Annotated in this window: 21 protein-coding genes and 2 pseudogenes; 17 read left to right on the top strand and 6 right to left on the bottom strand. The window is 57.1% G+C overall.

The features are described from left to right. Nucleotides 1-219 precede the first annotated feature (219 nt). Complete coding sequence (locus tag QDY28_RS24095; RefSeq protein WP_028755408.1) at nt 220-1890, top strand: IS66 family transposase; 1671 nt, start codon at nt 220-222, stop codon at nt 1888-1890. Nucleotides 1891-2445: 555 nt separating this feature from the next. Here the strand turns inward: QDY28_RS24095 and QDY28_RS24100 are convergent. Further along, complete coding sequence (locus QDY28_RS24100) at nt 2446-2679, bottom strand: hypothetical protein (RefSeq protein ID WP_246451475.1); 234 nt, start codon at nt 2677-2679, stop codon at nt 2446-2448. On the opposite strand from QDY28_RS24100, the gene QDY28_RS24105 reads away from it, so the two are divergent. The 3 genes and pseudogenes from QDY28_RS24105 (at nt 2590) to QDY28_RS24115 (ending at nt 4544) form a co-directional block, all read left to right on the top strand. Beyond that, nucleotides 2590-3462 (top strand): recombinase family protein, encoded by an 873-nt coding sequence (locus QDY28_RS24105; protein ID WP_246802364.1) that lies wholly within the window; start codon nt 2590-2592, stop codon nt 3460-3462. The two genes, QDY28_RS24100 and QDY28_RS24105, sit on opposite strands and share 90 nt — an antisense overlap. 285 nt (nt 3463-3747) lie before the next feature. After that, nucleotides 3748-4200 (top strand): annotated as a pseudogene (locus QDY28_RS24110) (DUF4172 domain-containing protein); the annotation flags it as partial. A gap of 140 nt (nt 4201-4340) precedes the next feature. After that, nucleotides 4341-4544 (top strand): cold-shock protein, encoded by a 204-nt coding sequence (locus QDY28_RS24115; RefSeq protein ID WP_004119863.1) that lies wholly within the window; start codon nt 4341-4343, stop codon nt 4542-4544. Here the strand turns inward: QDY28_RS24115 and QDY28_RS31050 are convergent. From QDY28_RS31050 to repA, 4 genes and pseudogenes are all read right to left on the bottom strand, one after another. Then, a pseudogene (locus QDY28_RS31050) lies at nt 4493-4876 on the bottom strand (hypothetical protein). The gene QDY28_RS24115 and the pseudogene QDY28_RS31050 overlap by 52 nt on opposite strands. 114 nt (nt 4877-4990) lie before the next feature. Next, on the bottom strand, nt 4991-6205 hold the full coding sequence (gene repC, locus QDY28_RS24120) for a plasmid replication protein RepC (protein ID WP_065091801.1): 1215 nt from the start codon (nt 6203-6205) through the stop codon (nt 4991-4993). 161 nt (nt 6206-6366) lie between these two features. Continuing rightward, nucleotides 6367-7341: a plasmid partitioning protein RepB gene (gene repB / locus QDY28_RS24125; protein WP_004119861.1), complete on the bottom strand. Its 975-nt coding sequence runs from the start codon at nt 7339-7341 to the stop codon at nt 6367-6369. Between the two features lie 59 nt (nt 7342-7400). Further along, the gene (repA, locus tag QDY28_RS24130; RefSeq protein ID WP_028755142.1) at nt 7401-8621 is read right to left on the bottom strand and encodes a plasmid partitioning protein RepA; all 1221 of its coding nucleotides are present in this window, start codon (nt 8619-8621) and stop codon (nt 7401-7403) included. Nucleotides 8622-8999: 378 nt separating this feature from the next. On the opposite strand from repA, the gene traI reads away from it, so the two are divergent. From traI to QDY28_RS24190, 12 genes are all read left to right on the top strand, one after another. Beyond that, nucleotides 9000-9638 carry an acyl-homoserine-lactone synthase TraI gene (traI, locus tag QDY28_RS24135; protein ID WP_065091802.1) on the top strand — a complete coding sequence of 213 codons (639 nt, stop codon included), beginning with the start codon at nt 9000-9002 and terminating at the stop codon, nt 9636-9638. Next, nucleotides 9635-10612 carry a P-type conjugative transfer ATPase TrbB gene (gene trbB / locus QDY28_RS24140; protein ID WP_004119858.1) on the top strand — a complete coding sequence of 326 codons (978 nt, stop codon included), beginning with the start codon at nt 9635-9637 and terminating at the stop codon, nt 10610-10612. The genes traI and trbB overlap by 4 nt, the downstream gene beginning before the upstream one ends. After that, nucleotides 10602-10985 carry a TrbC/VirB2 family protein gene (locus tag QDY28_RS24145; RefSeq protein ID WP_004119857.1) on the top strand — a complete coding sequence of 128 codons (384 nt, stop codon included), beginning with the start codon at nt 10602-10604 and terminating at the stop codon, nt 10983-10985. Before trbB ends, QDY28_RS24145 begins: the two co-directional genes overlap by 11 nt. After that, entirely contained in the window at nt 10978-11277 is a 300-nt protein-coding gene (locus QDY28_RS24150) for a conjugal transfer protein TrbD (protein WP_065091803.1), read from the top strand. Before QDY28_RS24145 ends, QDY28_RS24150 begins: the two co-directional genes overlap by 8 nt. A gap of 9 nt (nt 11278-11286) precedes the next feature. Further along, nucleotides 11287-13743 carry a conjugal transfer protein TrbE gene (locus tag QDY28_RS24155; protein ID WP_065091804.1) on the top strand — a complete coding sequence of 819 codons (2457 nt, stop codon included), beginning with the start codon at nt 11287-11289 and terminating at the stop codon, nt 13741-13743. Next, nucleotides 13715-14518 (top strand): P-type conjugative transfer protein TrbJ, encoded by an 804-nt coding sequence (trbJ, locus tag QDY28_RS24160; protein ID WP_004119852.1) that lies wholly within the window; start codon nt 13715-13717, stop codon nt 14516-14518. Before QDY28_RS24155 ends, trbJ begins: the two co-directional genes overlap by 29 nt. Nucleotides 14519-14522: 4 nt before the next feature. After that, nucleotides 14523-15701, top strand: a complete 1179-nt coding sequence (gene trbL / locus QDY28_RS24165; protein WP_004119851.1) for a P-type conjugative transfer protein TrbL — start codon at nt 14523-14525, stop codon at nt 15699-15701. A gap of 24 nt (nt 15702-15725) precedes the next feature. Continuing rightward, nucleotides 15726-16388 carry a conjugal transfer protein TrbF gene (locus QDY28_RS24170; protein ID WP_004119850.1) on the top strand — a complete coding sequence of 221 codons (663 nt, stop codon included), beginning with the start codon at nt 15726-15728 and terminating at the stop codon, nt 16386-16388. A 16-nt stretch (nt 16389-16404) separates the two neighbouring features. Then, on the top strand, nt 16405-17217 hold the full coding sequence (gene trbG, locus QDY28_RS24175; RefSeq protein ID WP_004119849.1) for a P-type conjugative transfer protein TrbG: 813 nt from the start codon (nt 16405-16407) through the stop codon (nt 17215-17217). 3 nt (nt 17218-17220) lie between these two features. Further along, nucleotides 17221-17655 (top strand): conjugal transfer protein TrbH, encoded by a 435-nt coding sequence (trbH, locus tag QDY28_RS24180; protein ID WP_004119847.1) that lies wholly within the window; start codon nt 17221-17223, stop codon nt 17653-17655. 10 nt (nt 17656-17665) lie between these two features. After that, nucleotides 17666-18967: an IncP-type conjugal transfer protein TrbI gene (trbI, locus tag QDY28_RS24185; protein WP_004119844.1), complete on the top strand. Its 1302-nt coding sequence runs from the start codon at nt 17666-17668 to the stop codon at nt 18965-18967. 158 nt (nt 18968-19125) lie between these two features. Next, nucleotides 19126-19830 carry an autoinducer binding domain-containing protein gene (locus QDY28_RS24190; protein WP_004119842.1) on the top strand — a complete coding sequence of 235 codons (705 nt, stop codon included), beginning with the start codon at nt 19126-19128 and terminating at the stop codon, nt 19828-19830. A gap of 3 nt (nt 19831-19833) precedes the next feature. Here the strand turns inward: QDY28_RS24190 and QDY28_RS24195 are convergent, their stop codons facing one another. Continuing rightward, on the bottom strand, nt 19834-20148 hold the full coding sequence (locus QDY28_RS24195; protein ID WP_065091805.1) for a transcriptional repressor TraM: 315 nt from the start codon (nt 20146-20148) through the stop codon (nt 19834-19836). Between the two features lie 249 nt (nt 20149-20397). Between QDY28_RS24195 and QDY28_RS24200 the strand changes: the two genes are divergently transcribed. Continuing rightward, entirely contained in the window at nt 20398-20634 is a 237-nt protein-coding gene (locus QDY28_RS24200; RefSeq protein WP_004119837.1) for a helix-turn-helix domain-containing protein, read from the top strand.

The raw sequence follows: 20634 nt of genomic DNA on the forward strand, positions 1-20634 counted from the left end.
CCGACACCGATTATGGTAGAAGAGCATCAACGGCACAATTGCCCAGCGCTTCAGCAGCGCCCACAAATCAGCCCCTTTTACCCCTCTTATGTACGTGGGGCAAAATCGGTGGCAGCGTTTCGGTGAGCGAGCATAGAAGTGTGCATAACCCAGCGTTTTGAGAATTGATTGATAGCCTGGGGATTCTCCTGCCGGGGCAAATCATGATTCGATTCTGCCATGACGAAACGGCTCCCCTCCCCCGAGCATGCCGGCACGCTGTCGCTGAATGCGTTGCGCAGTCTGGTGTCCGGTCTGTTGGAGCGGTCGCAGCAGGCGGAAGCCCGGCTCGCGAAGCTTGAGGCCGACAACATCCAGCTGCGCGAGGAAAACGCCGCCCTTCGCTTGGAAAACACCCGGCTTAAAGTCGAGAACCAACTGCTGCGCGATGAGATCGCTCGACTGAAGAACCTGCCGCCGCGCCCGCCGTTTCGACCGTCCGGCATGGACAAGGCAACCGATATCAAATCCGGCGACAAACAGGCGAGCAAGAAGAAACCGCGCGGCCCGAAGCTCGATGTGAAACGGGTCAGCCGGGAAGAGATCGTGCGCACCAATGCTCCGGCCGGCTCGCGCTTCAAGGGATACAGAAGCGTCTATGTTCGCGACCTGGTGCTCAAGGCCGAGCTCGTGCATTACCGTCGTGAATGCTGGGTGACGCCGGATGGAAAGACGGTGCTGGCACCCTTGCCTATGGGAACCGTAGGTGGCTACGGCATCAACCTCAGGCGACTTTGCCTGATGCTGCATACACAAGGGCAGGTGACGACCGCGCGCCTGACGACTTTGCTGAACGACATCGGTATCGACATCTCAAAACGCCAGATTTTACGGCTTTTGACCCGGCAGCTGGATGGCTTTGTCGCCGAGGATGCCGCGGTGTTGCATGCCGGCCTGGTGTCGTCGTCTTATGTCACCGTCGACGACACCGGCGCGTGGCATTCCCATAATCCGTGTTACGCCACACACATCGGCGGCCCGAATTTTACTGTCTTTCGCACCACAAAATCGAAGTCCCGCCTGAATTTCCTGTCGCTGCTGCGCGGTGGCTACCAGGATTACGTGCTCAACGATGCCGCGTTCGATTACCTGAAAGAACGCCGTGCGGATGCGTCCATAACTGCCGTACTTCGCGCTTTTGAACCACAGCGCTTCTGCAACCAGGTCCCATTCATGGCGCATCTGGCCGAAAAGGGTATCGACATCTTCGACCGGCAGGAGATCGGCACGCTTGCCGAGGCCGGCCTGTGGGGTTCTATTCGTCACCACGGCCTGATGGGCAATACGGTGATCGTGTCCGACGACGCCGGCCAGTTCCGCGTCGGCAATCACGCGCTGTGCTGGGTTCATGCCGAACGTCTTCTGCAAAAGCTGATGCCAGGAACCGCCAAGGAGGAGCGGTCGCTCACCATGGTCCGCGATCTCGTCTGGCGCTTCTACAAGGCGCTGAAAGCCTACAAGCAGACCCCTTCCCCGCGGGCCGTTCCGGCCTTCAGACGACGGTTCGACCGAATCTTCGGCCTGCGCACCGGCTATGAGGCGCTCGACAAGCTGCTTGAGCGGCTGCATCGACGGAAGAGCGAGTTGCTGAAAGTTCTCGATCATCCCGAGATTCCGCTACACACCAATGCATCCGAAAATGCTTTGCGGAGCTTTGTGACGAAGCGGAAGATCTCCGGCGGCACGATGAGCCGCGATGGTCGTGTTGCACGCGATACCATGCTCGGTCTGATGAAGACCTGCCAAAAGCTCGGGCTATCCTTTTACCACTATCTCGGTGACCGGCTTGGCATCGGCAACGTCGGCCAACCGGTTCCGCCCCTGCCGGCAATCATTCTCGCTAGGGCGTGAACACGGGGTCACTTCAGTCCGGTTGCAGCACCACCGTTGCCCAACGAACCAGCACCGCCACCGAATCTGCCCCACTTACCCCTCTTATCCGGGAATGTTGGCCGTTTCCATCTCGTTAACCATATGAATTAACGTTGTTCTTTTCCAGAACAGAAGCTATTTAAGCCATTGCTTCCGTCACTCGGGACGGCGCCGTGGATGGGCAATCACTTCCGATAAGTACTGCGTATCGATAGGTGATGGTTTTTGGCGGCAAGAGATAGCGTATTTGTCCGTGAGAATTGGCGGAAAAGCCGCAAATCCGGGCCCCTTGAGGGCTTTTCATTTTGGGTCGCTGGAAATTCTGCCTGATTGAGCGGAAATAACGCGTGCTGAACCGGTCGAGCTCTTCCCCTCCCCGACCGCCTCTCGGCGTCAGAACCTCATCAAAAAGCCGGAGCCGGAGCGACCTCTTCCGAAATAGCCGATTTCCCTGCGTTTTCGCCATAGATGCCCGCTGACGTGCGTTCTCGGGCGGCGATGGGTCGATGCCTGCCTCACGTCATAGAACGCTCTCTATCGCCTCCCATTTTTGTCATAAAACACGCTTGCAAATCCCCATTTTCTCATGCATTCATTATCTGTACAAAGGCCATCAAAAAAGAGCCAGAACGAATGCCCCAGGTTGCAATCGCCAGCTCCCCCTCTCCGCGGCCCCGGCTGATCGGATACGCCCGGGTTTCGACTGACGATCAGCTCAACGATGCCCAGGTCGATGAGTTGCGCGCCGCCGGCTGCGATCGCATTCATCAGGAGCACGGATCCGGGTTATCCCGCACAAGACCGGTGCTCACCAAAGTGCTGAAGGATCTCACCTCTGGCGACGTGCTAGTCGTCGTTCGTCTCGATCGCTTGGCCCGATCAGTCAGCCATCTGCTTCACGTGATTGAAGACCTCGAAAAGCGCGGAGTTCATTTCCGCTCGCTGCGCGATCCGATCGATACGTCCACGCCGCAGGGAATGTTTTCCTTGCAGGTGCTCGGCGCCGTCGCCCAGCTTGAGCGCGCCCTGATCGCCGAACGAACCAAAGCTGGCATCAAGGCTGCGAAAGCCAGAGGGAAGCTTCCCGGAAATCCCGGTCTGCGCGAGCGCCGACCGGAGGCGATCAAGGCGGTGTCGAAAGCACGCGAGAAACTTTATCTCGACGAACTGATTTCGTCGGCACAGACCTGGCTGCCGACCGTGAGGCAGCTCAGGCCACAGCATAGTTGGGACAACGTCGTGCGCGTCCTTAACCGTCGCGGTCATCACTGGACGGTCGAACGATTACGCCGCGCGGTGCATCGGATGGTTCGTGAGAAGCTTGCAGAGCCAGAGCTGCTGGCCCGCTCACCGCGCCGCGCGCCCGAAGATCATTTGATGAAGTTGGTCGCCGCGATCACCATCGCCGACCCCAGTTTGTCGCTGCGCGACATTGCCGCGCAACTGGATCAGATGGGGGAACGGCCGGCGCGTGGTGGCAGGAGGTGGCAGCCCTCTTCCGTTAGGGCGCTGTTGGACGAGGCACATCGCTTCGGGTTAGTTCGTCCTTGACTAGCTGATTCATAAGGGAGCGCCCGCGCTTTTTGCCCGGCGAGCTTCCTTTCCCGGCGGAGATCTCCTTCCAATCCGTGCTTGCCACGACCTGTTCGGCCAACCCCGCCAAGGTGGATTTCCTCCTCCACCTGACGCCCGTCCGGTTCAATGGTGTAGCCGGTCATCATTGTTCCTTCTGCCAACGACCGAGGTGGTTTCTCGTCTCGAACCCGCATGATGGTATGCCGGCTCGTCACGATCTTTCTTCAGCGCGGCGACCTGCTGGGCTGCTTGTTCGGCCCTCAAAAGTCGCTCGCGCAAAACATCGGGCAACCGAGCCTGATCTCGCTTGCATATACGATCAAAAGGAGCCGCAAGGCTTATTACGGAGAGCTCGAAACAAATCAGCGTAAGCTCGATATAATCGAAAGGCTCATCTACTCTACTTCTTGCAAACCATTCTCGATGCGCAGCAGACGACTCTCACGCGCGTTGCGTTTTATATCCGCAAGGCAAAGTTCTATGAACGGTTCCGCGACCAGTTCAACAATCGCCAAGGCGATCTCCCGCATGTTCCGCGAAGGGATTGAAGGCTTCAAAGGTGGCCTGAGCGCGGAAAATTACATCTCGATCACAGGGGCTTCCCGGGCAACGGCGACTAAAGACCTTCATGATATGGTGGAGAAGGGGGCAATGAACCGCAGCGGTGAACGCCGACATACGCGTTACACCTTAAACCTGCCGGAGCCAGAGTGATAGAAACAACGGCTGGGGCACGGCCTTTCGTCCACTCTATCCAAAGAGCGCGACATCACTCGGCGGAAGCAGACTGGCTTGATTCTTGCTGTGGCTGGTCGTTAGTTTGCTGCCTAAACTGCGAAGACACGAGGATTGTTATGCCAACTGGCAAGGTTAAGTTCTTCAACGCCGATAAAGGCTTTGGTTTCATCACGCCGGAAAGCGGAGGAGGCGACGTTTTCGTGCATGTCACCGCCCTGCAATATGGCGATTATCTCAGAGAGGGACAGTCCGTTTCCTACGATCTCGGTCAGGATCGGAAGACCGGCAAGTTAAAGGCGGAAAACGTCAGACCGCTCTGAGGCCAATTGACCGGAGCGGCGGCAACGGGCTCAAAAGCGCCTCGGGGCCACCTGCTCTTAAATTGCGAGATCTCGGCCTGTGCCAAAGGCGCAGCGCCCAACTTCTTGGCCCGGTCGAAGGGTGTCACATCCAGAAGCGGAACGTCTATGAGACTAGCATAGCCCTCAAACCCCATCTTGGTGCAATAGCAAGACTCATGATGTTATCGGCACGTACGGTCGCAGCCGAAAGCAGCGTCTCCAGCGCCGTTGTTCCGCCGGCGCGGATGTCCGGATGATTTCGTTCAGAAGGCTACACAGCTCTTTGCATCCGAGGTTACGGCCCTTCGAATATGCTGTTTTCAGCGACCCCACTTTAGATTGATAGCTTATCGGCGATACTCGGGAGACCACAAGCCAGGATCTCACCTTGCTGCGGTCTCCAAACAGCATCAGCTTTTTGCAGCTCATGATGCTCTCCGGCCTGGCGAACCATTCGTTCGCATCAGCGCCATCAACATCGGCCCAAGTGAAAACTCTCCGCGTTCTGCCTTGCGGGTGAGGTCACGCAAATAACCGCCCGCATTGTTGATGTGCCCTGCCCTTTCGAGGATGCAGGCCATCACGGCCGCAGCATTCTCGGCACCGAGTGCCTCACAGGCATTCTGGTAGGCACTCGGACTGACGGCCAGCATCGATCGCACGACCACCGCGGCTGACATGAGATCGCGCCAACTCCCGACCGCCCCGCCCGGCCCGTAATTCGAAATCTCAGGGCAGGCCTGCAAGACCATTCCCAGTGGAAAAGCCTTTATCGGCTCTCGCATTCGCCCAATGTCTGGGTTCGATTTCGGCCCCTGCTCTTTTTCAGAGCAAGGTTCAAATTCATTGCTGGATTCGGGTTTTGAATTCTGTATGTGACGTCCAATTTGGACATCATTGCTATCTGTTTTTTGAGAATCTTCCTGAAATTCCAGTTGGTTGATGATCTCTTCACGCAACATTCGCATTTCGTCGAGGACGGATTCAATATCTTTGAGGGTTGGGGAGCGGGGGATGCCTGCGAGCAGCTGCACGTAGTAGCCCTCCAGCTTTTCCCAATCGCCAGAAGCGCCCTCTTCTATCGCAGCCGTCAGCAGCTTACGAACGTCACGACGGCAGATCGTCAGTGCTTCCTTGGCGCTGCGGAAGTGCCGGCGCTCGGCTGCTATCTGCTGTGCGAGCTGCGCAAGCTCTTCGGCGCGAGCAAGCAGCGGCGCGAGGCTGAAGCCGAACGCATCTTCGATCTGGCCGCCCTTGTCCTTTCGGGCGTATCGTTTGCCATTAGCACTGTCTTTGCGCTGGATCAGTCCAGCATCGACGAGTGCAGCAAGGTGGCGGCGCAATGTCGTGCCAGCAATACCATGCGCTCGAACGGAAAGCTGTTCATTTGATGGGAACACCACCAGGCCGCGCTCTTCCGAAAGCTCATTGTCGGGATAGAAGGTCAAGAGCGCATCAAGAACGGCAAGGGCGCGGTCCTGAATGCCGAGCACTGCCCTCGCCTCCGAGGCATCGCGAAAGATCTTCCATTTGTCGGCCGTCTTACCTGGCCGCATCTCAGCCGTTTTCATTTGCCCTCTTACCTGGGCAAGCGATACCGGCCGCCGCCCGAAGGGCGTCGTCACACTTCCACTCTGCATTTTTTCTCTCACCTTAATTGAGGCAAAAGAGATCCGCCCGCCAAATCGACGGTTACGACTCTTGACAGGGATTCGTGGAAATGCGATTCTCAATCTTGCTTAGGGAATACGAGAAGGGCTTCCACGACTTGGTCGTTTGGGGGCCTTTTTCTTTTGCGGCTTCAGTCTCCTTTGCTTCCCTCCTTCAGGAATTGCTCGTAGAGCGCATCCAAATTGCGGGAAAGATATTCTCCGAAACGGCCAGCATTCTTCGCCTTCATCGAGAGCGAGAAAGCTTTGCCCGTATTCTTGATTTCGGCCTGCACTGCCTTGTCCCGGGGCTGCCACTTCGCCTTTTGAGTCGAAACCTCCGCCTTCCTCACGGGCCGCGCTGTTCTGTTGAGCGCCTTGTACAGAGATGAAAAGCGTTCATCGGACGGCAATGCGTCGAAGCCGTCCGTGCTCAAAACTTCTGACACTTTGCCGCTATTGGCGAATTTTCCGACTAGAAGTGAAAGCTCTATCCAGCGCTCTCGGCCCACACCGGGAGCCGACCCGATTTTTTCTATGACGTTAGCCGAGATGCGCTCTGCCACCGTCATCATCTTCGAGACCGAAGCCGCATTCGCGGACAATGCCAAGGAAATCACCTCTCGGCCGTAACCAAGATCATCCAGGCGCTTGGCAAATAACGCCCTTTCGATAAAAGAGAGATTCGCGCGCGCGGAATTTTCCTGCCCTTGAGCAATGACATGGGAACGGTCGTCGATTGCCTTGACAATAGCCCGGACTTTTCTGCCGAGGTCCCTTGCTGCCCTTACCCGTCTGTGGCCGAAGACAACCTGATAAAGACCATCGACCTTTGTATGGGGCCGCACGAGAATAGGCGTATCCTGCCCACGTACCCTAATTGCCTCTAGCAGATCTTGATACTCGCCGTCGTCGTCTGATATCCGATCCTTTACGAAGGAGCCTTCAATTTGTGCCGGATCAAGTTCGATAATTGCCTCGCCTTCGAGATATTTGTCAGCCTGCTTTGCCAGCTCGTCCAGCGAACGCACGAGAGATTTGCCTGCGCCTCGCATTGGATATGCAGGTGCCGTGCCGCTATCTTCATGCAGGTCAGCAAGTCCCTCGAGCAGATTTTTCCGTGCCATCTCATTTGCTCCGAGCAGCCGTTAGCTGCTTGTTTTTCCGCATAAAACGTTCGTTTTTGTCAGCTGACAAATCGACGTCCCCATGACTCGTGAACGAGGCCGGCAATTTCAGCATTCACTGCATCCAACGATTCCATCGCACGGTCATACGTGCCTCTATTCATGGATGCCCGATCGACTTCGTACAGAGTTTGCTTGGTAATTCCGGCATCTGAAACCGCCGTCGACTTCACCATCTGGTTCTTTAGTATGAACTCGTTGAACATCGTGGACATAAAGCCGACCATCTGGGCTTGCGGAACATCGGTCGGCTCGTAGCGCGTAATCAAGTATCTGTACCAGGAGAGGTTCACTTCCGCACCAGCGGCACGGATCGGCTTTAGAATTCCACCAAGCATCAGAAGGAACTGACCCATCGACATCACGTCGAGCATCTGCGGATGGATTGTTATCAGAACACTTGTAGCTGCGGTCAGTGCGGTCAGCGTCAAATATCCGAGCTGCGGTGGACAGTCGACGACGACGACATCATAACGATCGTCGACCTCAGCCAAAGCCCGCGATATGCGGGTGAAAAACGTTTTGCCTTCATTAGAAGACTTATCAGACATCGCAAGCGGCGTGTCATATTCATACTCCTGCAAATCGAGGTTTGCAGGGACAATGTCCAATCCAGGAAAATTAGTGGTCTGGATGATCTCCGAGATCGGCTTTCTCGCACCATCATAGCGAATGGCATCATAGATGGACGCGATCTGATCGAGCTCCGGTTGGAAGCCGTGCAGAGACGAAAGGGATGCTTGAGGGTCGAGGTCTACGGCAAGGACGCGATGCCCCGTCAATGCCAGGTACTGCGCTAAATGCGCGGCGGTCGTGGTTTTCCCCGAGCCCCCTTTGAAGTTGACTACAGCAAGCACCTGCAGCTTTTCACCGCCGCGCCGGTGGGGAACATACATGCGGTTGTCGGATCGACCGTGCGTATCCAGATATTGACGCAGTTCCAACATCTGTTCGGCGGTGTAGGAGCGACGACCGGAGGACGATGTTTGAGGGGAGGGGCCCTTTCCGTCCAGATGCAGCTTTTTCAATGTGCTCTGCGATACGCCGACATAGGTCGCGACCTCCGCCAGCGAGAAGCTTCGCAATGTCTTTTTCGCGTTGGGCGGGAATCGTTGTACGCTAAGTAGGTGCAGCTTTTTCGAGATCAAATCACCCTGTTCTAGGATTTGATCTTCAAAGTGCATCGGCATCTTAAGCGAAGCCATCGAATTAGCGTTCATTGTCAGAAATCTTTCAGATAACGGTTTTCGGCCCGATATTGCCACTGAACCGTTATTATGTCCGATTCTCGCGGGCCGGCAAGGAAAATGCGGCTAATAAACTGTTAATAGCCGGGACGCCCCTTGACCTATGGTTAACGCCGCCATCGGTATTTCCCTTGCAAATCCAATCTGTTACCGCTCCGAGTCACAACGTTCGTTGCATATTTGTTCACTGGTGATTCCTACAACTAAGGGAATAACACGCGAGATCAGATCAGCGCGTTGTCGCCCAAAACCGCGCGCGACTCACCAAAATACCTTGTAGGATTCTACAACTGCCCAGCCATTCTAATCCGTGCTGATCTTTGTCGATAAATTTAAGCGACGGAGATCAGTATGAAGGTTGTTGCGATATCGACCAGACATGGGCTTCCTGCACAGCACCTTCTCGAAGCACATCATCGACTTCGAGCTCAAGTGTTTTCAAATCGGTTGGGTTGGGAGGTCGGTGTTCTTGACGGCCGGGAAGCGGACGTCTTCGACGCTCTCCAGCCGACTTACATACTCGCCGTATCGGACAGCGCTCGTGTGGCAGGATGCGCTAGACTCCTGCCGGCCATGGGTCCGACGATGGTGACCCATGTCTTTTCGTCACTGCTAACGCATCGACACCTAAACGCCCATCCAAGTATGATCGAAAGCTCCCGTTTTTGCGTGGACACAACCTTGGTCGATCTTCGCGGAGGAGGCCTCGTCCACGAGGCCACTTTGACCATGTTCGCAGGCATCATCGAATGGTGCATCGCAAATGGGTACACGGAGCTCGTCACGGTGACCGATCTTCGATTCGAGCGGATCCTTGCACGCGTTGGGTGGCACCTATCGCGATTGGGCGAACCAAAGAACATTGGCAAGACAATTGCCGTCGCGGGCACCTTACCGGTGAACGCCGAGACATTCCTGAGGCTTCGTCCATCCAGTTACCGTTCTGAATTCATCTCCCCAGATGGGCAGCGGAAAAGGAGAAATCCATGAACCAGCTCCGCTCTCACCACCGGCTTGTCTGCAAACTTCAAGACGCGCTCGGCCATAAGCTGTGCGCCGCATTGGAAGACGTGGATGTGATCGAAATAATGCTCAATCCGGACGGAAAGCTCTTTATTGAGCGCCTCGCTCACGGCGTTGCGGCGGCCGGCGAAATGTCCCCCGTCGCCGCGGAAACGGTGATCGGAATTGTGGCGCATTTCCTTCAGTCCCAGGTAGACACGAAGCAACCGATCATCTCCGGCGAGCTCCCGATAGGTGGGCACCGCTTCGAAGGCCTTTTACCACCAGCGGTCGCCAAGCCAGCCTTTACGATCCGCCGCCGTGCCCCACGCCTAATTCCGCTGGAAGAATATGTGCGGTCAGGCGCGCTGACGGGATGCCACGCCTTAATGATCCGAAAGGCGATTTCCAAAAGGCGAAACATCATCGTATCCGGGGGCGCCGGTTCTGGCAAAACGACGCTTGCGAACGCGTTGATCGATGAGATCGTCAAATTCGCCCCCGAAGACCGTTTGGTGATCCTCGAAGATACCGCCGAAATTCATTGTTCGGCCGAGAACGCCGTTCTTCTGCATACCAGCGATACCGTTGATATGTCACGATTGCTGAAGAGCACGATGCGACTGCGCCCCGACAGGATTGTCGTCGGCGAAGTCCGCGACGGTGCCGCGTTGACTCTGCTGAAGGCGTGGAACACCGGTCATCCCGGAGGCGTTGCGACAATTCACTCGAACACCGCCATGTCGGCCCTCCGCCGCTTTGAACAATTGACCGCAGAAGCAAGCCAGCAGCCGATGCACGAGGTTATCGGTGAGGCAGTCGACCTCATCATCTCCATTGAACGGACACCGCGCGGGCGACGGGTTCGAGACGTCATCCACATCGAACGGTTCGCGGAGGGCCAATACCAGATCGGTTCAGACCAACTCGATGAGGAAGAGGAGGCCCGTCATGTCGCGTAAGCCTTCGCTCGCCAAGGTCACATTCTCTGTCCTAACGACAGTTCTCGCTTCGCTTGATCCGGCACTCGCCAGTTCGGGCGGTGGCGGACTGCCCTGGGAAGGACCACTGCAGCAGATTCAAGAGTCGATCACCGGACCTGTCGCAGGATACATCGCACTTGCGGCTGTCGCCATAGCCGGCGGCATGCTCATATTTGGTGGGGAGTTGAACGACTTCGCGCGGCGACTTGTATACGTGGTTCTCGTCGCCGGCATTCTGCTCGGTGCCACGACCATTGTGGGCCTGTTCGGCGCGACTGGAGCTTCAATTGGCCTGACGAGGGAGCTGGTCGCCTCGGACGGCTTCCAAGGCGCAGGAGTGACAAATGGCTGAGTCCGCGTCCGGTCTGCAGCGGAACCGCATCCACCGCGCGCTGTCGCGCCCGAACCTTCTGGTGGGCGCGGACCGGGAACTGGTGCTGATCACCGGCTTGGCCGCAGTCATCCTCATCTTCGTCGTTCTTACGATCTATTCGGCGCTCTTCGGCGTTGGCGTCTGGATTGTCATCGTCGGGCTCTTGAGAATGATGGCAAAGGCCGATCCGCTCATGCGACAGGTCTATGTCCGCCATATCTCGTACAAGCATTGCTACAAGGCGACCTCCTCGCCGTGGCGCCGGTATTGAGAGGAACGCATGGTCGCTCTCAAACGCTTCCGGGCCCCCGACCCATCCTTTGCTGATCTCGTCCCCTATGCCGGCCTCGTCGACAATGGTGTTCTCCTGTTGAAAGACGGAAGCCTGATGGCCGCCTGGTATTTTGCGGGACCAGATTCAGAGAGCGCCACGGCCCTCGATCGCAACGAACTGTCGCGCCATATCAATACAATCCTCTCGCGGCTCGGGAGCGGCTGGATGATCCAGGTCGAGGCAGTTCGCATCCCGACATTCGACTATCCGTCGGATAATCGTTGTCACTTTCCCGATCCTGTAACTCGCGCGATCGACGCCGAGCGGCGGGCGCATTTCGCCCGCGAACAGGGGCATTTCGAGAGTAAACACGCGCTGATCCTGACCTATCGGCCGCTCGAATCCAAAAAAACGGCGCTCAGCAAATACATCTACTCGGACGAGGTGAGCCGCAAGAAGACCTATGCCGACACGGTGCTGTTCATTTTCAAGAACGCGGTCCGCGAGATCGAGCAGTATTTCGCCAATACGCTTTCGATCCGTCGCATGGAAACGCGGGAGGCTCTCGAGAGGGGAGGGGCGCGGGTTGCCCGCTACGACGAACTGCTCCAATTCGTTCGCTTCTGCATCACTGGTGACAACCATCCGATCCGGCTGCCGGATGCGCCCATGTATCTCGACTGGATCGCGACCGCCGAGCTTGAACATGGGCTGACCTCAAAGGTTGAAAGCCGCTTCCTCGGTGTCGTCGCGATCGACGGCCTGCCGGCCGAGAGCTGGCCGGGGATCCTCAACAGCCTCGATCTCATGCCGCTAACCTACCGCTGGTCGTCGCGCTTCATTTTTCTCGACGCGCAGGAGGCCAGACAAAAACTGGAGCGGACCCGCAAGAAATGGCAGCAGAAGGTGCGCCCATTCTTCGACCAGCTTTTTCAGACGCAGAGCCGTTCGCTTGATCAGGACGCCATGAACATGGTCGCCGAGACAGAAGAGGCTATCGCCCAGGCTTCGTCGCAGTTGGTCGCATACGGCTATTACACGCCCGTCATCGTTCTCTTCGATCACGATCGTGAAGGACTGCAGGAAAAGGCAGAGTCCATCCGCAGACTTATTCAGGCGGAGGGCTTCGGGGCGCGCATCGAAACGCTCAACGCCACCGATGCCTACCTCGGCAGCCTACCGGGCAATTGGTATTGCAACATCCGCGAACCGCTGATCAATACCAGCAACCTTGCCGATCTCATTCCGCTCAACTCTGTCTGGTCGGGCTCCCCTGTCGCGCCGTGCCCGTTCTACCCGCCGAATTCACCGCCACTGATGCAGGTGGCGAGCGGGTCGACGCCGTTCCGGCTGAACCTACATGTCGACGACGTCGGTCACACACTCATTTTTGGGCCGACCGGTTCGGGCAAGTCGACGCTGCTTGCACTAATCGCCGCGCAGTTCCGGCGCTATGAACGCGCCCAGATCTTCGCCTTTGACAAGGGGAACTCTCTCCTTCCGCTGACCCTTGCCACCGGAGGTGATCACTATGAGATCGGTGGCGACGCTCAAGAAGAGGCGAAGGCGCTGGCCTTCTGCCCGCTGTCGGACCTCTCCAGCGACAGTGATCGCGCATGGGCCGCGGAATGGATCGAGATGTTGATCGCGCTGCAGGGCGTGACCATCACCCCGGACCACCGCAATGCGGTCTCTCGCCAGATTGGCTTGATGGCCAGTGCAGCGGGCCGATCTCTCTCGGACTTTGTAAGCGGCGTACAGATGCGCGAGATCAAGGACGCGCTCCATCACTACACCGTCGATGGTCCCATGGGCCAGCTTCTCGATGCTGAGAAAGACGGACTGTTGCTTGGCTCATTCCAGACCTTTGAGATCGAAGAGTTGATGAACATGGGCGAGCGGAACCTCGTACCTGTTCTCACCTATCTGTTCCGCCGCATCGAAAAGCGCCTCGATGGCTCACCGAGCCTCATCGTCCTAGACGAAGCCTGGCTGATGCTCGGCCATCCGGTCTTCAGGAGCAAGATCCGAGAGTGGCTGAAGGTGCTGCGCAAGGCGAACTGCGCGGTGGTATTGGCCACGCAATCCATTTCCGATGCTGAGCGTTCCGGCATCATCGACGTGTTGAAGGAATCCTGCCCCACGAAAATTTGCCTGCCGAACGGCGCCGCAAGTGAGCCTGGGACCCGCGAGTTCTATGAGCGGATTGGCTTCAACGAGAGACAGATCGAGATCGTTTCGAATGCGATTCCTAAGCGAGAATATTACGTCGCAACGTCCGAAGGCAGGCGGCTCTTCGACATGTCGCTCGGCCCCGTGGCGCTCAGTTTCGTTGGCGCATCCGGCAAGGAAGACCTGAAGCGCATCCGCACGCTCAGTTCCAAACACGGCCGCGACTGGCCGATCCACTGGCTACGAACGAGAGGAGTTCAGGATGCCGCAGCGCTGCTCAACCTCGAATAAATTGCTCACTGGCCTGGCGGCTGTCGCATTGATGGCCGGCACTGTCGTGCCCGCAAATGCTGGAACTGCCACGGGTGCCGCCACCGAGTGGACGCAGGTCCTCAATAATGGCGAGCTGGTCGCTTTGGTCGGGAAGTCCGGCGAGCAGATCCAGAACCAGCTCACCCAGATCAGCCAGCTCGCACAACAGATCGAAACGCAGCTGAATATCTACCAAAACCTCCTCCAGAACACGGCGACGCTTCCGTCGCATATGTGGGGGCAGGTCGAAAGCGATCTCAACCAGCTGCGCAGCATCGTCGACCAGGGCCAGAGCATCTCGTTTTCCATGGGCAATGCGGATGATGTGTTGCAACAACGTTTTCAGAGCTACTCAAGCCTTAAAACCAACCTGCCAGACAATTCGTCGTTTTCTACCACCTATCAGTCCTGGTCCGATACGAACCGGGACACGATCGCCAGCACGCTGAAGGCGGCGAGTCTGACGGCCGAGCAATTCGATAGCGAGGAAGGCACGATGTCCTCGCTGCGGTCCATGTCCGAGACCGCCGACGGGCAGATGAAAGCCCTGCAGGTCGGGCATGAGATCGCCGCGCAACAGGTCGCCCAGATTCAGAAGCTTCGCGGCCTCGTCTCGCAGCAAATGACGATGATGGGCACCTGGCTCCAGACCGAACAGACCGACAAGGACCTTGCGCAGGCGCGGCGTGAGAAATTCTTCAGCGGGACTGCCCCTTCCACCTCCGGCGGCGAAAAGATGAAAGTCGAGTGGTAAGCACATGACAACAATATGTCTTCGGCGGCTCCGCACCGCGATGGTGATTGCCACCTTCTGCATGCTGGCAGCACAGCCGGCAGTCGCCCAAGAAGGTTCAGTGCTGACCTCATTACAGAGCCAGATCACCACGGCCGCAAAGGGGTGGGAAACTACTGTCATGGATGCGGCGAAATCCTTGTTCTGGATCCTCGCGACAATCGAGATTGGCATCGCCGCCGTCTGGCTCGCATTGCAGGCAGCTTCGCTAGACAGCTGGTTTGCCGAGCTTGTCCGGCGGATCATATTCGTCGGCTTTTTTGCCTTCGTTTTGGGACAGGGGCCGGCCTTTGCGAAGGCAGTGGTGGATAGTTTGTTTGAGATTGGGGCTGGAGGCGGCACGGCCTCCCCAGCAGACGTCTTCAATGCTGGACTCGCCGTCGCAACGAAGATGTCGGAAAAGATACAGTTCGGTCTTTTTGAGGACAACGCGTTGGCGATCTCGGCTGCTTTTGCAATGGTCGTCGTCGTCATCTCATTCTCGCTTGTCGCCGCGATTTTCGTGTCGGTCATGGTTGAGATGTATATCGGCCTTCTTGCCGGTATGATCATGCTGGGGCTTGGCGGCTCGTCCTATACAAAGGATTTCGCGGTCCGATATTTGGTCTACGCCTTCTCGGTCGGAATGAAACTCATGGCGCTCGTCATGATCTCGCGTATCGGATCAGAGGTGCTGATCGGGTTGGCAGACCAGCCCGACATTGGCGACCAGTTCCAGACTGCGCTTGCGATCGCTGGTATCGCTGTCGTGGTCTTCATTATCGCCATCTACGTCCCGAACATCATGCAGGGTGTTGTTCAGGGCGCGTCCGTCTCGGGCGGAATGGAGGCAATAAGGCACGGTGGTCAGGCCGCATCGTTTGCGACAGGAGCAGGGTTCCTCGCGGCGGGCGCTGCCGGGGCGGGATTTGCGGCGGCTCAAACCGCGCGCGCCGCGGGGTCATCCGTCGCAGGCGCAATGCTGCGGGGTTTCGGCGCAGGGATCGGCTCGGCAGGAAAAGCGGCGGGCTCGGCTACCAAGGAGAAGGCCATCGGCTCTCCCGGTGCCTACGCCGGGTCTATCCTAGGCCTTGCTAACGCCAAGCTGGATCAGGCGCGCAGTGGGCACAGCGGACCAAAGCCACTTCCCGAACTTAAAGACTAATAGCAATCAGAAAGTGATCGATCGATGGCAGCGAAACGCGCTCCCGAAAACCCGTATCTTGCCGCGCGCCAGGAATGGAATGAGCGATACGGCTCCTATGTGCAGGCCGCGGCCGCATGGCGCATCGTCGGCATACTGGGTCTGACCATGGCCGTGATCGGCTTCGGGTACGCGATATACCTAAGCACGCAGGTGAAGCTGGTGCCTTATATCGTCCAGGTCGACAAGCTCGGCACCTCGGTCACCTCAGGGTTCCCCGAGCAGATCGAATACGCGGATGTGCGGGTGGTGCGCGCCACGCTTGGCAACTTCGTAACGAGCTTCCGCAGCGTCACACCGGATGCCGTAGTGCAAAAGCAATATATCGATCGAACCTATGCGCTTCTGCGAGCTTCCGATCCCTCGACCCAGAAGATCAATGACTGGTTCCGCAGCAATTCGCCGTTCGAAAAGGCGAAGTCGTCGACGATCGCCATCGAGGTCAACAACATAGTGGCGCTCTCCAATCAGACTTATCAGATCGACTGGACCGAATACGAACGGGACCGGAAGGGCAAGGAAACCGGGACGCGCCGGTTCCGCGGAATCGCGACGGTTGCGCTTACCGCGCCGCAGGACGAGGCGACCATCCGCCTCAATCCGATCGGCCTCTACGTTAGGGATTTTGACTGGACGGCACAGCTTTGAGGGCAGGGGATTTGACATGCACAGAACAGCACTAATTGCAGCCACCGGCTGCTTGGCGGGACTCGTCTTTGTGGGCGGCGCTGAGGCGCAGACCATGACGGCAAATGAGGTGAATGGCACGACCATTTCCAGGAAATGGCGCGTCGCGCCCGGACTGGTGACGGCAGGCTCCGATGGCAAGGTCACCTTTCTCTTCGGCGAAACCCAGCCGTCCGTTGTCTGCTCGCCCTTGCAGGTCTGCGATATCGAACTCCAGAGCGGCGAGATCGTCCGCGATGTTCTCGTTGGAGATACTGTTCGCTGGAAGGTGGAGCCTGCCACCTCCGGTGCAATCGGCGGCCAAGCGATCCATCTGATCGTCAAGCCGTCGGAAGTAGGTCTTGTCACCTCGATGGTGGTCACGACGTCGCGACGCACCTATTACATCCAGCTCAAGTCACATCCGAGCCAGTACATGGCACGCGTCGGCTTCGAATATCCGGAGGACGTCTCGACCAAGCTCGCCGACATCAATTCCCGGCTCGAGACCGGCGGCATTCCCGGGGCGGCACCCGACAAACTGAACTTCTCATATTCCGTGAGTGGCTCGGCACCTTGGAAGCCGACGCGGGTCTATTCGGATGGCGTGAAAACCTACATCCAGTTTTCGAAGTCGATCTCAGGTCAGGATGCACCGGTGCTGGTCGTGATCCACGGCGGCCAGAGCCGCATCGTCAATTACCGAATGAAGAACGACTTGATGATCGTCGATTATGCCGTCGACGAGGCGATCCTCGTCTCCGGCGTCGGCTGGCGCCAGCAGAAGATTACCATTCGGCGAGGAGGCTAAGCTATGCACAAGCTTCTCGTCATCATCATCAGCGGCTTTCTCACCGCATGCCAAACTGCTGGGGATGGGTCTGACGCCAGGTCAAACGCCGCGCCGGTCTCCGGGCCCGCCGCAAGTGCCATCGCCGCCGACATGGCAAGCCGGCTCGCCGAGCAGATCAGTCCCGTGAGGTCGACGACAATCAAGATGGAAAGGGACACATCGGAGTTTGCGGCGGCACTCGAGGCGGCCCTCAAGGGCTCTGGCTACACCGTTCTAACCGACGGCAAAGTTGGAAAGGACGTGAAACCGGTCGAGCTCACTTACGCGATCGATGGCACTCAAGATCAGGTGCTCGCGCGGCTGTCAACACCGTCCATTACCCTTGGCCGCGCATACAAAGCAACGGCCGCCGGTGCGACGCCGGCAAGTCCGCTCTCCATCATGCAGCGTAATTGAGGGGAAAGGTATGATCCAATCGCTCCAGCTCGGCCCTTCAAAGCAAGCCGACGATCCGAAAGGAATGCGCCGCCTCAATCGGCTGCCAATTATTACCGCAACCGTCCTCATCGCGCTATTCTTCGGCGTGGTCGTGATCGGCCTATCGTGGCGAGGACTTCCCTTCAACTGGAGCTACGATATCGACAGCAACTTGAATACACCGGCGACGAACTTCGGTGACCAGCTCAAGCGCGGCATCAGTGACGGCATCATCGGCGAGCCAGGTGAGCGCGAAGTGCTCCAGCCAACACCCACCGTCGAGCAGAAGGTGGAGAAGGGAGCACCTGTTATAGACCGCCGGCCTACGGAACGGCAAGAAAGAGGCCCGCAGCTCGAATCAGAGGAGGAATGGCGAGCCCGCCTAAAGCGGGAGCAGGATGAACAATATATCCGTGAAGCTCAGCGCCAGCGGATGGCTCACCTGCAGGCGCGGGCAACCGCTTTGGACTCGCCTTTGAAGGTGGATATTTCTGATGTCGAGAAGGCCGCTAAAAGTTCCACAGACGCCGGTCGTCAGACTGCGACGACGACAGCCAACAATGCTTCTGATCTCTACACCGCCGCATCGAAATCCGGGCTGACGGCCCAGAACGTCGACCCGAATGCCCAAAGTTCGAAGGAGGATTTCTTCAATCAGGACATCAAGGATCTTGGCTATTTGCCGAATAAGGTCGTGCCGCAGATGTCGCCGTATGAGCTGAAGCGCGGCTCGGTCATTCCAGCCACGTTGATCACAGGTCTCAACTCAGACCTTCCGGGCCGGATCATCGGGCAGATCAGCCAGAATGTCTATGATAGCGCCACCGGCTACCGGCTCCTGATCCCGCAGGGAGCCAAGTTGTTCGGCCGTTACGATTCCAAGGTTTCCTTTGGCCAGGACCGCGTGCTCGTCGTCTGGACCGATCTGATCTTCCCGAATGGCTCGACGCTGCAAATCGGCGGCATGGCTGGGACCGATGGGGCAGGTTATGGCGGGTTCAAGGATAAGGTCGATCGGCATCTCTGGCGCACGTGGAGTTCGGCAGCACTTGTCGCGATACTCGGAACCGGCATCGACATGTCGATGCCCGAAAGCACGACGCTTGCCACCCAGGACACAGCCTCCGATGCCGCCAGACGGAATTTTGCGGACACCTTCGGTCGCGTTGCCGAGCAGACGATCTCGAAAAACTTGAACGTTCAGCCGACAATCCAAATCCGGCCGGGATACGAGTTCAATGTCTTGGTCGATCAGGATATCGTCTTCCCCTCTACGTACAGCAGTCAGTGATACAGCATCAGAAGAGATCTTTGTTTAACTTCATCTCTTGGTCAGAAGGTTTGATTGCGAAATAGAGGTGAATAGACGTTTGCGCGGGTGAGCGCAGATCTGTATCACTTCCGAAGGAGCGGGGGCGCCTTCACGTACAACAGAAAGGAGACAGGTCTGTGGATCCAGCCTTAAGCGCTCTCATTGACATGGTTGAAGCCTCATACGATGAACGGATGATCAAACGCGGGCTCAAAGGGTTCGTTCATTCGTGCGGATTTCAATTCTTTGCATATCTGCAAACGGAAGGCCTTAGCGCCCGCGCGCTCAGTTCCTATCCCGAGAAATGGCAGAAAATTTACCTAAGCAACCAATATTCTCGGGTGGATCCGGTCGTTACGGAAGCCAAACGCCGGATGGAGATGTTTTCCTGGGCGATCGATGACTGGCCGTCTCGTGGGAGCTCTGAGTTCAATCGTTTTCGGGATGAAGCGGTAGAACATGGCATTCGCAGTGGGGTGACGGTTCCCGTTCAAGGCAGTTTCGGCTCGATCATTATGCTGACATTCGCGTCCTCGGGGCATAAAGCTGATATTTCAAAATGTCAAAAGCAACTAAACCCGCTTCAGGCGGTGTTGGCAATTCACTATCGCCTGAAGATCATAGCTGCGTCGACGATCGTCGCACCCAGCCGGCTGCTTTCACCAAAGGAAGCGATGTGTCTTACGTGGGCGGCAAAGGGTAAAAAGGCTTGGGAGATTGCCATTTTAATGGGAATTACCCAACGAACAGTGCAACACCATTTCGATCGCGCACGCAAAAAGCTGAATGCCGCGACGATCCCTCAGCTCGTGGCAATCGCGAAGGACCGCGGTTTGGTTTAACCATCATTCGTTGTTTTCGGAGGGCACATCGGGAACATAACCAAGCGCATCGACGATTTCCGAGAGTTCTTCCTGCTGCGCTTCTGACTTCTTTTGACGATCGAGATACTCATCTTGCAGGCTCTTGAGCACGTCCCTGGAAGTCGAGGCGTTGGCGGTTGCAAGAGTCCACGCTTCGTAGACAGCTTCATCCGCGGCTAGAAGTCGGCGGTGCTCGCGGATCGCAGAAATTGCTAACGCTTTCAAATCGGCTTCTCGCATCGCTTTATAACGAGACTCTCTTTTGCCGCTTGTCTCGAATGAGACCTCGTTGTCCATCCGCTTCTCCTCTTACCTCGTTTGCGACCCGGCAAGGATCGAGACCTTCCGGTAGCGTATACGCTTTGCAGAATAGATCCCATCCTTCAGTAAGATGGGTGGCTACAAACTCGACAATTCATTCCTCGCAAGAAGAGGGCATCAGTGAACGCCTAATCACCCTGATTCGTATGAACATTCCATATCCGGAATACGGCTGTAGAGAATACTCCGTGGAGAAATACTCTGCAAGCCGCTGCTCTCTCCAGCATGGAGATTCGAGAGGTGTTTGCACGGAATCTGAAAGCCGCGCGTCAAGCCAAAGGCCTGTCGCAAGAAGAGCTCGCGTTTGAGGCAGGCATCGATCGAACTTATATCAGTTCTTTGGAGCGCAGTGTCTATAATGCAAGCATCGACGTTGTCGATCGCCTGGCGACGGTCTTAGGTGTTGAGGCGTCTGAACTGCTGAAACGTCGGCCTGAGACAAAAATTGAGCCACTGAGATGA

It is taken from the genome of Rhizobium sp. BR 362 (genome assembly GCF_036528765.1).
Taxonomy (GTDB): Bacteria; Pseudomonadota; Alphaproteobacteria; order Rhizobiales; family Rhizobiaceae; genus Rhizobium.